Annotated in this window: 10 protein-coding genes, 1 tRNA gene and 1 pseudogene; 7 read left to right on the forward strand and 5 right to left on the reverse strand. The window is 72.2% G+C overall.

Going from position 1 to position 13561, the window contains the following annotated elements; genetic code table 11:
• Positions 1–196 precede the first annotated feature (196 nt).
• The gene (locus J7F03_RS36125) at positions 197–706 is read left to right on the forward strand and encodes a hypothetical protein (protein WP_214957100.1); all 510 of its coding nucleotides are present in this window, start codon (positions 197–199) and stop codon (positions 704–706) included.
• A gap of 290 nt (positions 707–996) precedes the next feature.
• Here the strand turns inward: J7F03_RS36125 and J7F03_RS36130 are convergent, their stop codons facing one another.
• Entirely contained in the window at positions 997–1221 is a 225-nt protein-coding gene (locus tag J7F03_RS36130) for a DUF2277 domain-containing protein (protein ID WP_214957102.1), read from the reverse strand.
• 873 nt (positions 1222–2094) lie between these two features.
• Between J7F03_RS36130 and J7F03_RS36135 the strand changes: the two genes are divergently transcribed.
• The 3 genes and pseudogenes from J7F03_RS36135 to J7F03_RS41640 all read left to right on the forward strand — a co-directional run.
• A complete protein-coding gene (locus J7F03_RS36135; protein WP_214957104.1) occupies positions 2095–2427 on the forward strand; it encodes a trypco2 family protein in 333 nt (110 codons plus the stop codon).
• Between the two features lie 88 nt (positions 2428–2515).
• Complete coding sequence (locus tag J7F03_RS36140) at positions 2516–6178, forward strand: tetratricopeptide repeat-containing serine protease family protein (RefSeq protein WP_214957106.1); 3663 nt, start codon at positions 2516–2518, stop codon at positions 6176–6178.
• Positions 6179–6217: 39 nt separating this feature from the next.
• Positions 6218–6530, forward strand: a pseudogene (locus J7F03_RS41640) (DNA primase); the annotation flags it as partial.
• 308 nt (positions 6531–6838) lie between these two features.
• Here J7F03_RS41640 and J7F03_RS36145 read toward each other — a convergent pair.
• Positions 6839–6913, reverse strand: a tRNA-Val gene (locus tag J7F03_RS36145).
• A 236-nt stretch (positions 6914–7149) separates the two neighbouring features.
• On the opposite strand from J7F03_RS36145, the gene J7F03_RS36150 reads away from it, so the two are divergent.
• The 3 genes from J7F03_RS36150 to J7F03_RS36160 all read left to right on the forward strand — a co-directional run bounded on the left by J7F03_RS36150 (position 7150) and on the right by J7F03_RS36160 (position 9521).
• Positions 7150–8397, forward strand: coding sequence for a hypothetical protein (locus tag J7F03_RS36150; protein ID WP_214957108.1), 1248 nt, complete (start codon positions 7150–7152; stop codon positions 8395–8397).
• A gap of 272 nt (positions 8398–8669) precedes the next feature.
• Positions 8670–9203 (forward strand): DUF4383 domain-containing protein, encoded by a 534-nt coding sequence (locus J7F03_RS36155; protein ID WP_214957110.1) that lies wholly within the window; start codon positions 8670–8672, stop codon positions 9201–9203.
• A 108-nt stretch (positions 9204–9311) separates the two neighbouring features.
• The gene (locus J7F03_RS36160) at positions 9312–9521 is read left to right on the forward strand and encodes a zinc ribbon domain-containing protein (RefSeq protein ID WP_214957112.1); all 210 of its coding nucleotides are present in this window, start codon (positions 9312–9314) and stop codon (positions 9519–9521) included.
• Positions 9522–9566: 45 nt separating this feature from the next.
• Here the strand turns inward: J7F03_RS36160 and J7F03_RS36165 are convergent, their stop codons facing one another.
• From J7F03_RS36165 to J7F03_RS36175, 3 genes are read right to left on the reverse strand one after another with little or no spacing between them, the layout of a single operon-like run.
• Positions 9567–10226 (reverse strand): O-methyltransferase, encoded by a 660-nt coding sequence (locus tag J7F03_RS36165; protein WP_214957114.1) that lies wholly within the window; start codon positions 10224–10226, stop codon positions 9567–9569.
• Positions 10223–11053 carry an HAD family hydrolase gene (locus J7F03_RS36170; RefSeq protein ID WP_214957116.1) on the reverse strand — a complete coding sequence of 277 codons (831 nt, stop codon included), beginning with the start codon at positions 11051–11053 and terminating at the stop codon, positions 10223–10225. The genes J7F03_RS36165 and J7F03_RS36170 overlap by 4 nt, the downstream gene beginning before the upstream one ends.
• Positions 11050–13557 (reverse strand): phosphoribosyltransferase, encoded by a 2508-nt coding sequence (locus J7F03_RS36175; RefSeq protein ID WP_251073019.1) that lies wholly within the window; start codon positions 13555–13557, stop codon positions 11050–11052. Before J7F03_RS36175 ends, J7F03_RS36170 begins: the two co-directional genes overlap by 4 nt.
• Positions 13558–13561 lie beyond the last annotated feature (4 nt).

Here is a 13561-nt window from a genome sequence, read left to right on the forward strand (position 1 = left end):
CGCCGGCCCCCACCCCGCCTCGCGTCGGCTCACCCCGCCCGGCGCCCTCCCCCTCCTCGCCTCCCCCGGGCGGAGCAGTGGCTCACCCGTTCACCCGGCAGCGATCGCCGCGTCAGCGCTGGGCTCCTAGCGTCCAGAGCACGGTGCGCACCCGAATCCGCGCCGCGCAGTTCCCGGAGCCCGAGGAGTCCTCTCCATGCCCGCCACCCTCCACCGCCCCCGCCCGCGTCTCCCCCGCCTGCTGGCCGTCGCCGCCGCGGCCGTGGCCATCGCCGCCGCCGCTCCACCGACCCTCGCCCAGGCCCAGCCCTCCGGCAGCGTCTCCCCGACCAACGTCGCCCCCGGCGGCCGGGTCAGCCTCAACGTGACCGGCTGCGGCACCCGCACCGGCAAAGCCTCCTCGCGCGCCTTCGGCGACGTATGGCTGACCCCGGGCAACGCGGAGGCCACCAACCTCTTCGGCGCGGCCACCGTCTCGCGCAACATCAGCGCCGGTTCGCATCCCGTCACCTTCGAGTGCGGCGGCCCCGGCGGCGAGCGCGTCACGGTCGCCCTGAACATCACCCCGGGCGCCGCCCGCGGCGGTCTCGGCGGCAGCGTCGACTCCATGAGCCCCGGCCAGATCGCCATCGGCGGCGTCCTCGTCGCGAGCGCCCTCGGCGCCGGCGCATGGTTCCTCCGCCGCCGTACGGGAAACGCCTCGTAAGGGCCCGCGCGCCCGGGGGCCACGGGAGTGGCCGATGGTCCCGACCCGCTCGGAGCCTTCCCCCACTCCCGCCCGGCGCCCGCCCCGCAAGGCCGCTCCCACGCACCGCTGCCGGGCCGAGTCCCTCTCGCCGAGGGCACCCATCCGCCGTCCCAGGCCGCGGACCTGATCGCCATCGGCCGCCACCACAAGCGCCCGCTCTCCCCGCGCCTGGGCTCCACACCGGCTGCCCGACGACGATGATCCTCCTGGAAGAAGGCGCCGCCCCCGCGGCGGCCTGCAGGAGACGGCTAGCCAGCCACTGCGGCGCCCCTGACCTGGAGCCCGTCCAGCAGGTCGCGCGTCGCCTCGGCAATCGCGTCGACGGCGGCGACGAACACCTCCTGGTTGTGCGCGGCGGGCGCCCTGAACCCGGACACCTTCCGCACGTACTGCAAGGCGGCGGCCCGGATCTCCTCCTCGGTCGCCTTCTCCGGAATGGCGGGCGGACGCAGCGTCTTAATCGATCGGCACATACCCCCACTATCCCGCTCGACCGGCCTCCAGGAGCCGTTGTCGGTGCCCCTTGGTACGTTCCTCCACGGGTAGAGGCCGGTCAGAGAACCTTCGAGGTCCGCGGCCAAGGGGGGTGGGCATAAAGGGTCCCCGGAAGCCATCTCGGGACTTCTGGAGACGGTCCACGACCCCACCCCCCTCTTCCCCCGCCCAGGCCAAGCCCTTGCCCGGCGCCACCGGCGCGCGGACAGACTCATCACCACCAGGCCCACTTCTTCTTCTGAAGCTTCCGCATCTTGGCTTCGGCTTCGTCCTTATGCCTCTGAGCCACCCCGCGTGGAGACCAGCGCCCCTGGTGCTTGGCACACTGGCCGCTCCCGATGACCGCCTTGTTCCGGCATCGGCCCCCGCCCTTCTTGACTGCGCCACACCTTGGTTGGGTCACCTCGCCCCCTCCCTCACTCACCCACGCGAGCCCCATTGCAAGGTGCCGGAAGTGCCGGCCCGGGGGGAGGGCGCACGGGGGTACCCACCTGAAGTGCGAGGGGCACACGGTCAGCCCCGGCTCGGAATGCGCTGAGCATGAGCTTGGGAATCACCGACCTCGGCCCCTCCTCGCTGTCAGAACCAGGGCATTCTCCAGCAGGTAGCCAAGTGATCTCAGTACGGTCGCGGTCCGACGCCCAGATCCTTTGGGACTTCCAGCAGATGTGGCACGAGCCGCACGAGCCGTCTCGTCCCCGAAGGTGACCCGTAGGCCAAGGGAAGGTGCCTGGTTTCTGCGGCAGAGCAGACCGCCTCCACAAGTTCGCGGATTGCCTCCAGAGCGTCGGGTGGTGGTCCTTAAGGTGTCTGTATTCATGTGACGGTGTGTCGAATGGGGGTGGGGTCGAATGGACATTCCTCTGGTGGAGGCGGTGGCCGCGGTGCGCGACGAGTTGATCGCGGCGGCGGCACTGGGCGGGAACCATCCGGATGTGGTATTCGCCGTGGGGCCGGTGGAGATGGAGTTCGAGGTCGAGCTGCGCGCGGACGCGAAGGCGAAGGCCGGGTTCAAGCTCTGGGCCGTGGGAGCGGAGACGGAGGCAGGGGTGTCCCGTGGTCGCACGCACCGGGTGTCGTTCACGCTGACGCCGAAGACCAAGAGCGGTGATGAACTGCTGGTCAGCGGTGCGCTTGAGCGCCCCTCGGGCCCAGGTGACGCCTCGGACCGCATCCCGGACTGACCCGGGCATCACCGGATAGGTCGCCTCCGACCGGAGGGCGGCGGGTGGCTTACACGTCTTGGGGCTGCGGGTGGAGCGAGCGCGTTTGATGGGGGTGACCCGGCCGGGGCACCCAGGTTCGGGGTACGCGGTCGGCGGCCGGCTGGTGCTGACGTCTGCGCACGTCGTCGCCCGGGCCGGTGAGCGGGTGGAGGTCTTCCGCCCCGCCGACGACGGTGTCTTCACCGGCATGGTCGTGTGGTGCGGCACACCTGGTGGAAGGGACGACGCCGCCCTGGTCCGCGTCGACGCCCCTCAGTGGCAGGCGCCGGCAGGAGCAGTGCGCTGGGGTCGACTGGTGACGGATCAGCCTGGCACTGACTGCGAGACCTGGGGCGTACCGGACGTTGCCCAGCGGTCCGTGGCCAGGGTGGAGACCGCCCAGCTCAAGGGCCGGGTGAATCCGGGCAGCGGGTTCGTCGGCAATCAGTATGTGATGGACCTGGTCCAGCACCCACCGCAGTGGTCACTCCCGGACACCTCGCCGTGGGGAGGCCTGTCGGGAGCGGCGATGTTCGGCGGCCGCCTGCTGACAGGCGTCGTCGCCTCGGACCGTGCGCACTCCGCCCATGGCCAGCTCAACGTGGTGCCCGCCTACGTCCTCCACCACGACCCTGCCTTCCGTGCCGTGCTTGCCGAGCACGGCGGCGGCGTCAGAGGGTTGGAGGCTGTGGAGTTACAGCGCCTTGCGGACCCCGCGAGCACCGCGCCCCGGGGTGAACCGCGGTCACCAGCGGCGCTGCTGGAGGCAGGGCGTCAGACCGTCCCGTTCCACGGCCGTGAGGACCTGCTCAAGCAGCTGCGGGCATGGTGTGCCCAGGGTGGGTTCGGAGCATGGCTGCTGCACGGGCCCGGCGGCCAGGGCAAGACTCGCCTCGCCCACCACCTTGCCGCCCTCCTGGCGGCCGACAACTGGGCCGTGCTGCTGCCGCGGCCGGACGCCTCCGCGGCGGAGCTGCGGGAGGTCCGGCACGCGGCCAAGCCGCTTCTGGTCGTCGTCGACTACGCCGAGACCCGCACCGGTCAACTCAGCACCCTGATCGAGGCCGCCGCCGAACACCCCGGGACCACCCCGCTCAAGATCCTGCTCCTGGCCCGAACAGACGGCGACTGGTGGGCCCGCGCGAAGACCGCCACCAGCCTCGCCCAGGACTACCTGGACATGGCCCCCTCCCAGCGCCTGCCCCCGCTGGAGGACGACCCGGCCGACCGGCCCCAGGCCTACCGAGCAGCCGCCAGCGCCCTCGCCACCGTCCTCCCCCACGTCACCGGCAGTGCCGCACACGACTGGCGCGCCGCAGTAGCCACCTTGCAGGCGCCCCGCCTCGACCAGGACGGCTACGGCAACGCGCTCACCCTTCACATGACCGCCCTCGCCGACCTCCTCGACACTGTTGCGCCCGCCGACCCTTCCGGGCCGGCCCGTGGCGGTGCGCGGTGGCAGGGGGCCGAGGGGGTGGAAGACAGGCTGCTCGGCCACGAGGGCCGCTACTGGCACCAGACGGCCACAACCCGCGGGCTGGCACCGGGGCTGAGCCTCGACACTCTGGAGAGGGCCTTGGCCGCCAGCCATCTGGCCGGTGCGTCAGACCGCGAACAAGCGGACCGGACCTGGCGCAGGCTCCCAGCACTGGCCGACCAGGCTCGTGACCGCCGCGATGCGGTCACGGGCTGGATCGGCGCCCTCTATCCGCCCACCGACCCCGGCCGGCCTTGGGGCAGCCTTCAACCCGATCGACTCGCCGAACGGCACATCGGACGCGTTCTGTCCGCTGACCCCACCCTCGCCGACCACCTCCTCCAGAACGCCGACGCCGCCCAAGCCGCCCAGCTGCTGACCGTCTACAGCCGCGCCGCCGCCCACCCCGTCTTCAACGGCAGCCTCGACACGCAACTGACCGGCTTGTGCGTGCGGCGCCACCAACAATTGGCCAGTCAGGTCATCACCACCGCCACGCAGACCGATCACCCCGCCCCCCTCATTACCGCTCTTGAAAGAATCACGACTGACCGCGCTACATCCCTGAGCGACCTCAGCAACCTCCAGAACCGGCTCCCGGAGTCCAGCCGACGACTTGCTGACGTGGCAACTCGCCTCGCCAAGAACCTCACCGACCGCTACCGCGTTCTCGCCGAGGCCCACCCCGACGTGTACCTGCCCAACCTCGCCGTGGCCCTGAACAACCTCTCCGGCCAGCTGGGTGAAGTGGGGCGTGGGGAGGAGGGCCTGGCCGCGATCGAGGAGGCCGTCGACCACCACCGTGCTCTCGCCGAGACCAACCCCGACGTGTACCTGCCCAACCTCGCCGTGGCCCTGAACAACCTCTCCGTCCAGCTGGGTGAGGTGGGGCGTGGGGAGGAGGGCCTGGCCGTGGTTCTGGAGGCCGTCGGTCACTTCCGCGTTCTCGCCGAGACCAACCCGGACGCGTACCTGCCCGACCTCGCGATGGCCCTGAACAACCTCGCCGTCCGGCTGCGGGAGGTGAGGCGTGGGGAGGAGTGCCTGGCCGCGGTCCTGGAGGCCGTCGGCTATTTCCGCGTTCTCGCCGAGGCCCACCCCGACGCGCACCTGCCCAACTTCGCGATGGCCCTGAACAACCTCGCCATCCGGCTGGGTGAGGTCGGGCGTGGGGAGGAGGGCCTGGCCGCGATCGAGGAGGCCGTCGGCCACTACCGCGCTCTCGCCGAGACCAACCCGGACGCGCACCTGCCCATCCTCGCTACTGCCCTGAACAACCTCTCCGGCCAGCTGGGTGAGGCGGGGCGTCGGGAGGAGGGCCTGGCCACAGTCCTGGAGGCCGTCGGCCACTACCGCGTTCTCGCCAAGGCCCACCCCGACGCGTACCTGCCCAACCTCGCCGTGGCCCTGAACAACCTCGCCAACCGGCTGGGTGAGGTGGGGCGTGGGAAGGAGGGCCTGGCCGCGGTCCTGGAAGCCGTCGGCTATTTCCGCGTTCTCGCCGAGGCCCACCCCGACGCGCACCTGCCCAACTTCGCGATGGCCCTGAACAACCTCGCCAACCGTCTGCGGGAGGCGGGGCGTAGGGAGGAGTGCCTGGCCGCGATCGAGGAGGCCGTCGGCCACTACCGCGCTCTCGCCGAGACCAACCCCGACGCGCACCTGCCCAACCTCGCTACTGCCCTGAACAACCTCGCCGTCCAGCTGAGTGAGGCGGGGCGTGGGAAGGAGTGCCTGGCCGCGATCGAGGAGGCCGTCGGCCACTACCGCGTTCTCGCCAAGGCCCACCCCGACACGCACCTGCCCGACCTCGCCGTGGCCCTGAACAACCTCGCCAACCGGCTGGGTGAAGTGGGGCGTGGGGAGGAGGGCTTCGCCGTGATCGAGGAGGCCGTCGGCCACTTCCGCGTTCTCGCCGAGACCAACCCCGACGCGCACCTGCCTGACCTCGCCGGGGCCCTGAACAATCTCGCCGTCCGGCTGGGAAGGCTGGGGCGTGGGGAGGAGGGCCTGGCCGCGATCGAGGAGGCCGTCGGCCACTACCGCGTTCTCGCCGAGACCAACCCCGACGCGTACCTACCCAACCTCGCCATGGTCTTGGACCACCTTGCCGTCCATCTGCGGGAGGTGGGGCGTGGGGAGGCGGGCTTGGCCGCGATCGAGGAGGCAGCGCACATCCGCCGAGCTCTCGGCGAGCACATCCCCCACAATGAAGACGGCGCCGTACTCCACGATCCGCCTGACAGGATCTAGAGACGGAGACGGGCCTCGACTCAGCTCATTCGATGAAAGCCGAGCCCCTGCCAGCGCCCCGCCCCATGCCACGGCTGGGCCGCCGCCACCACCAACCCCGACGTCCTCACCTCCTCTGCCTGGGCCACCGCCTGGCGCAAGGCGAGTCCGGTCGCCTACCACCCCGGTGGCGGGGGGCACCATCGTTGACCTCGACAACGCCGACGCCGCCACCTGGACCAGCCGGACTCTGCCCGCCACCAAGGTGGTGCCGACGTCGCGCGGGGAGCACTGGGTCTACTGGGGCGCCATGCAGTCCGCCGACGGTGTTCGGCCCGGCGTAGACATCAAGTCCCGTATGTCCTATGCCCGCTGATACGGCCCCGACACGGGGACCCTGACCGTCCGGAACCAGATCCAGCGCGTACAGAAGGAGCTGTACGCCGGCAGCACCAGGTACCGCCGGACAGGCGGATCCCGATCGCGCGCATGTGCGTGGCCCCGCTGCGCTGGCAGCGTCTCCGTCAGGCCGCGCAGCGCCAGGCTGCCCGGCGCCGACTGGCACGAGAGTGCCTACGTGTTCATGGATCGGATGCCGCGGCGGCGGGGCCCGAAGGGGTAACTGCCGTCGAGAACTACCGTCAAAGGCCCCCAACCGTGATCGGTTGGGGGCCTTTTCGCTGGTGGGCGCGGACGGTTTCGAACCGCCGACATCTGCTTTGTAAGAGCAGCGCTCTACCCCTGAGCTACGCACCCGTGGACTGTTGGCCCCGGCCCCACATCGAGTGGACAGCCTACGTGACTCCTCCCCGGCGGCTCACGCCGCGGGGCTTCGCCCTCGGTCTACGACCAGGCCCGGGCAAGCCCTGCCCGCTGCCCGAAAGGCAGGACGACAGCCTACATGGAGGGCGTACCCCCCACGCAAACCCGTTCCCGTGAGGGAGAATGGACCGGGGCAGGGGCATTGCGGACGGGGTACGGGAGAAGCGACTGTGACGACGGCACCCCGGCGGTGGTTCGGCGGCGGGCGGGACGAGAGTCGGCGGGCGGACGCGCAGGCGGCCAAGGATGCCGCCGCGGCCGCGTTCTACGAGCTGGACAGCGCGCAGCGGGATCTGCGGATCTCGATCGAGACGATCGCGGCCGCGGACGGCTCGCCGGAGGCGCGCCGGGCGGGCGAGGGGTTCGTCGCGCTCGGGCAGCGGATCGACCAGGTCAGCCATGTGTACATCGAGGCAGTCGACGCGCACGACCTCGACCGCGCGGAGCTGGAGGCGTCCGCCGCGACGCGAGCCCGGGAGGAGCTGACGCGGGCCAAGGACGAGCTGGTACGGGTCAAGGGCGAGCTCGACCGGTTCGCGCAGGGGCTGCAGCCGCTGCTGGACAAGGCCGAGACGCAGCTGGCCCGGGTGGCGCCGGCCCGGGAGCGGGCCAGGGCCGCGCTGCTCGCGGCGAGCACGGCGCTGGACGACGTACGCGGCAAGGGGATGCGGGCCGACGACCTGGCCGCCCGGCTCGCGGCGTTGGGGCCGGAGCTGACCAAGCTGAACCAGGGCGCCGCGCAGCACGGTGTGCAGGAGACAGTGCAGCGCGCCGACCGGATCCTGCGCGACGCCGAGGCCATAAGGGCCGAGGTGGCGAGGCTTCCGGAGCGGGCCGCGGAGATCGACCGGCGGCTGGTGAGCCTGCGGACCCGGGCGCAGGCGCTGCGCAACCGCGCGGACCGGGTGGATCCGGTCCTCAGTGAGCTGCGCCGGCGTTTCAGCGCGGCCTGCTGGCAGGACCTCCAGCAGGTGCCGGAGCAGGCGGTACGGGATGTCGCGCGGGCGCAGGACCGGCTCGCGGAGGCGGGCCGGGCGCGTGACGAGCAGCGTTGGGCCGACGTGGCGGCGCTGGTGGAGGCGGTCCGGATGGCGCTCGACTCGACCGACGAGGCGGTGTCCGCGGCCCAGGACCGGCTGACGCGGCTGGAGGCGGTGGCACGGGATCCGAAGGCGGAGGTGCAGCGGACGCGGTTCGCCATCCGGGACGCGCAGCGCCTGGCCATGGAGGGCCGTACGGTGCCCGAGGCGCGGCACGCGCGCCCGCTGGACGAGGCGGTGGCCCGGGTGGACCGGGCGCTGGCCGCCCTGGAGGACCGCCACCCCGACTACTGGGCCTTCCTCCAGGAGATGGAGGCCGTACGGTCGGCCGCGCAGCGGGTGGTGTCGGACATCCGGACCGAGCGCGGCCACGGCTGAGCCGTCCTTTGCGGACTCCCGAAGGGGTCGGAGTTGTCCGGAGGTGGGCATCGGCGGATGCTGGAAGTGCCCGGAACGGAGCAGAGGAGGGCGGTATGGCTGCCCACACTTCCCACAGGCCTCGTGCGTCTCGCGCACGCCAGGCACCCCCCGTACCGCAGGAGTCCTACGCGCCCCATGCGCTCTACGGGTGCCACGAGCCCCACGAGCACTATGCGCCGTACGTAGCCCATGAGCCCTATCCCTCCCACGAACCGCAGGACTCCACCGGGATGCTGCGACGCCTCCTGAGTCCCGTCAATGCCCGGCTCGACGAGCACCTGCCCGCCGATCACAAGCTCAGCAAGGTCTACCGGGTCGGCGCCGGCCTGACCGGGCTGCTGCTGGTCGTCTTCGGGATCCTGGGGCTCATCGACCAGATCGGGTTCTTCGACACCGGTGGGGACACGGTGCTCGCCCTGAACACCAACGGCGCGCTGAGCGTCCTGTCGATCTGCATCGGCGGGCTGCTGTTCGCCGGGATGGTGATCGGCGGCAGTTTCGCCTCGACGCTCAACATCGTGCTGGGCCTGCTGTTCATCGCGAGCGGGTTCGTGAACCTCGCGCTGCTCGACACGCAGATGAACTTCCTGGCCTTCCACATCCCCAACGTGCTGTTCAGCTTCGTGGTGGGCGTGATGCTGATGTGGTTCGGGATGTACGGGCGGGTGGGCAGCGCCCTGCCGCACGACAACCCGTACTGGCGTGCCCGCCACCCCGAGCAGGCGGCTCGGGAGCAGCGGACCCTGTCCAGAGGGCGCGGCTGACGGGCAGGCCCGGCCGACATCGCCCTGCGGGCAGTCCAGCCCGTCCCGGGGGCACGGGAGGGGCACGGGGATTCCGCATGGCCTCGGCCACTGCGTAGCCTGTACCTCATGCCTCGTTACGAATACCGCTGCCGGACCTGCGACGACACCTTCGAGGTCAGCCGGCCCATGGCCGAGTCCTCCGCGCCCGCCGACTGTCCCGCCGGGCACGCCGACACCGTCAAGCTGCTCTCGGCCGTCGCCGTCGGCGGGACCAGCGCCGCCCCCGCGGCCCCTATGGGCGGCGGGGGCTGCTGTGGCGGAGGCGGCTGCGGCTGACGCCCAGCGAATACCGCCTACCGCCTGCCGCCTAGCGCCTACCGCCTAGCGCTTGCGCGACAGGGTCAGGCCGTCCGAGATCGCCAGCATCACGGACTCCATGCGGGTGTCCGCCGCGACGTGTTCGTTGTAGGCGCGGACGCCCGCCGCCGCGCCCGTCGCCGACTCGTCCAGCACCGTGCCGTGGTACAGCGTGTTGTCCGTGACGATCAGGCCGCCCGGACGCAGCCTCGGCACGAGCTCCTCCCAGTAGGCGATCTGGCTCTCCTTGTCCGCGTCCACGTACGCCATGTCGATGTGCGGCTCGGCCGGCATCGCGCGCAGCGTCCCCAGCGCGGGCGCGATCCGCAGCTCGATGCGGTCCGCGACGCCGGCCTTCGCCCAGGCCTCGCGGGCGTACGCCGTCCACTCCTCGGAGACGTCGCACGCGATGAGCCGCCCGTCCGCCGGCATGGCCTGCGCCATCGACAGCGAGGAGAAGCCGGTGAAGGTGCCGATCTCCACGATGTGCCGGGCGCCGGTCAGGCGGACCAGGAAGGCCAGCAGCGGCCCCTGCTCCTCCGCCGACTGCATGCCGGCCGAGTTCGGGAACACCTCGTAGGTCGTCGCCACGAGCCCCCGCTGGACCTCGTCCAGCGGGGGGTTGTGCGCCAGCATGTACCGGTAGAGCTCGTCAGTGATCTTGGTGCTGTTGCCCTTGGTCATGCGTCCAGTGTGCCGAGTCCGGCCACCTCGCGGGCGAATGCGCGCACGATCTCCTCACCCGCCAGCACACCCGACTCCGCCAGCGCCGTGACGTGCGGCGCCGTCCAGCCGGCGTCGGCCAGCTCGCCGTGGCCCGGCTGCCAGCCCCGGTCCGCCGCGAGCAGCAGGTCAGCGTCCAGCAGCGAGTCCCCGGCGGCGAGCGTGGTCGTTGCTCCCGTACGCCGGGCCACCTCGCGCATCGCCGCGCTCTTGGTCAGCGGGCGCGGGACGGCGTAGATCTTCCGGCCCTGGAGGGAGACCGTCCAGCCGCGCGCCTCGGCCCACTCCGCCAGCGCCTTGATCCACTCCGAGGGGACCAGCGCCCGCTCCACGACCAGGTAGGCGAACAGGTCCTCCGCCACCCGCGCCTTGCGCAGCCACGCCGGGTCCGACGTCGCGAGCAGGTGCCCGCGCACCTCCTCCAGCGGAGCGCACTCCCGTTCCAGGCGCGCCGCGACCTGGCGCCGCCAGTCACGGTCCGGGACCCCGTCCACCAGCAGCTGGCCGCCGTTGGCGCAGATCGCGTACGCCGCCGGCCGGCCGGGGAAGCGGATGCGCTGGTACTGCTTGCGCGTACGGGTGGTGGTCGGGACGAACACGACCTCCGGGTCCGCGCACAGCGCCGCCAGCAGCCCCGCCGCCGTCTCCGTCATGTACGACAGCGGCTTGCTCTCGTGCACCTCGACGCACAGCAGCCGCGGGGCCACCGGGTCGGGCATGGTCAGGCCGAGCGCGGCCGCGGAGTAGATGAGCGTACGGTCGAGGTCACTGGCTACGAGGACGGTCACTTGGCGGACACAGCCTTTCCGTCGGCGCCCGTGGCGCCGCGCGTGAAGCGGGGGTGAATGAGGCCCACGCACGTGTACGGAAGCCCGTCGACCTCCTCCACCGGCACCCCGCGCTGCTGCGCGAGGAGTCGTACGTGGTCCAGGTCGGCCCCGGCGCCGCGCTGCGCGAGGATCTTCCACGGCACCCGGCGCAGCAGGACGCGCGTGGTCTCGCCGACGCCCGGCTTGACCAGGTTCACGTCGTGGATGCCGTACTCCTCGCTGATCCGCTCCACCGCCGCCCAGCCCTCCCAGGTCGGCGTGCGGTCGGCCGCGAGGAGCTCCTTGACCTCGGCGTCCACGGCCTCGGCCACCTCCTCGAAGTGCGCGGCGACGGTGTCGACGAAGGCGACGGAGACGTCGGCTCCGGCGAGCTCCCGGTAGAACTTCGCGCCGTGGAAGTCGGCGGGCCCGACCAGGTCGGACCTCAGAACCGTACGTGAGACGAGTCCGGAGACGGTGGAATTGAGACAGGCCGACGGGATCAGGAAGTCCTCGCGCGTTCCGTAGGTCTCCACGCACGAGCCGGGGTCGGCGAGGACGACGATCTCCGGGTTGAAGCCCTCGAACTCGCCCAGGGCCTCGCGCAGCTCGCGCGTGATCGCGCCCTTGCCGGTCCACCCGTCGACGAAGACTATGTCGGCCGGATCGTGGTGGGCGGCCAGCCAGCGCAGCGCGTTGGCGTCGATGCCGCGGCCGCGCACGATGGAGACGGCGTAGTGCGGCAGGTCCAGACCGTGCCGGGCCTGCGCCCAGCGCCGCATCAGGACGCCGACCGGGGTGCCGGCGCGGGCCAGGGAGACGAGTACGGGCGAGGGCGAGCGCTCGGCGAGGACCGTCTCGGTGACCACGGCGACCGCGCGGGCCATCCGGGCGGCGGAGGCGGCCAGCGCGCTCTGGTAGAGCTCCTGGTACTGCGGGGAGGGCTGGTACTCCACCGGCAGGGACTCGGCGTAGTGCGCGCCGCCCGCCTGGATGGCCTCCTCGCGCTCCTCGGTCGGGGCCTCCAGCTCGACGTCGGAGAAGTCCTGGAGCAGCCAGCCGACGTCCTCGGCGGGGTACGAGGAGAAGGCGGGCCCGCGCAGCGGCTCGCGCCGGGGCTCGGTCATGGAGGGCTCCTGCGGTTCGGGGACGTACGACGGTATGACGGCCAGCAGGACACGGCCGGTATGCGGGGCGAGGGCCGAGAGGAGGCCGGTGCGGAGCTCGGGGGTGTCGCCGGCCGAGTCGACGACGGCGACGACGGCGTCGAAGCCGGCTCCCACTGTGCTGTAGACGTTGTAGGCGTACCTGTCTCCGGGGCCGTCCGCGGGGGCGTCGTGGGCCGGGAAGACGAGGCGGGTGCGGATCGCGTAGCCGGGGTCGTCGACGGCGAGCACCGGCGAGCGGGTGGTCGTGGAGAAGCGGACCTCGGCCGCCGAGCCGGACTCCTCCAGGGCCTTCGCGAGGCACAGCGGGGCGTACATCAGCTCCTCGTTGCCGAGTACGAGGACCCGCGCGGGGGCCGCGCCGAGCGCGGCGGCGAGCCGGCGGGCCAGTGCCGGCAGCGCTGTCTCGAGCCGTTCGCGGTGCGCGGGGGTGAAGCCGTGCCGGGCCCCGTCCGGGACGCCGGCCGGCCAGTCGAGGGCTACGCGCACGGTCGGGTGCGGGTTGTCTGCCGGGGCTCCGCCCCGGACCCCGCCCCCGGAGGCCGGGACGGCCTCAGGAGCGCCCTGCGCCTCGTACTCCTCGACCAGCGCCTGGCCCTTGGCCAGGACCCCCTCCGGGAGGGAGACCGTGCCCGAGGCGAGGGAGATCAGGTCTATCCGGGCCCCCAGCTCGGCGGCGAAGGCGGTGAGCCGGTCGCGGTCGGCCGGCGAGCGCATGTCGACGAGGGCGACGACCACGTAGTGGCCGCGCGGGTGGCGGGCGTGCAGGTCGCCGATGGTGTTCAGGACGGTGTTGCCGGTGGAGAACTCGTCGTCGACCAGGACCAGCGGGCCGCAGCCCGCCAGCAGCTTCGGGTCCTCGGGGAGCAGCAGGTGCGAGGTGGCGTGCGAGTGGGCCTCCTCGAAGCCGCCCGCCGGCTCCACGCCGGGCACGGGGCGGCGGGTGGAGTGCAGGTACGGGGCGCGGCCCAGGCCGTCGGCGACGCAGTGGCCGAGCCCGGTCGCGGTCTCGGCGTAGCCGAGGACCACCGCCGAGGCGGCCTCCCGCTCGCCCAGCAGCTCCAGGACGCGCTCGCCGAGCCCGTACCCGGCGGCATACACGGCGGCCGGGGACTGCGGGACGTGCTTGCCCAGCACCTGCGAGACGAGCAGGTGCGCCCGCTTGGGGTTGCGCCGCAGCGCGAGCCCGAGCAGCTCTTCGAGCCTCGGTCCGCCGGTCCCGGTCCCCGCTCCCTCCTCCAGGCTGACGCCCAGCCGGTCCGCGACCCAGGTTCCCGACCACACCGCTTCGATCTTCTTGCCCTTCCTCGCAGTCAACGGC

The organism is Streptomyces sp. ISL-43 (genome assembly GCF_018614195.1).
GTDB lineage: Bacteria > Actinomycetota > Actinomycetes > Streptomycetales > Streptomycetaceae > Streptomyces.

What these genes read in the sequence shown, in the direction of transcription:
- J7F03_RS36125 (WP_214957100.1), top strand. Translation starts at nt 197, where the DNA reads ATGCCCGCCACCCTCCACCGCCCCCGCCCGCGTCTCCCCCGCCTGCTG.
- J7F03_RS36130 (WP_214957102.1), bottom strand. Translation starts at nt 1,221, where the DNA reads ATGTGCCGATCGATTAAGACGCTGCGTCCGCCCGCCATTCCGGAGAAG.
- J7F03_RS36135 (WP_214957104.1), top strand. Translation starts at nt 2,095, where the DNA reads ATGGACATTCCTCTGGTGGAGGCGGTGGCCGCGGTGCGCGACGAGTTG.
- J7F03_RS36140 (WP_214957106.1), top strand. Translation starts at nt 2,516, where the DNA reads ATGGGGGTGACCCGGCCGGGGCACCCAGGTTCGGGGTACGCGGTCGGC.
- J7F03_RS36155 (WP_214957110.1), top strand. Translation starts at nt 8,670, where the DNA reads ATGCTGCGACGCCTCCTGAGTCCCGTCAATGCCCGGCTCGACGAGCAC.
- J7F03_RS36160 (WP_214957112.1), top strand. Translation starts at nt 9,312, where the DNA reads ATGCCTCGTTACGAATACCGCTGCCGGACCTGCGACGACACCTTCGAG.
- J7F03_RS36165 (WP_214957114.1), bottom strand. Translation starts at nt 10,226, where the DNA reads ATGACCAAGGGCAACAGCACCAAGATCACTGACGAGCTCTACCGGTAC.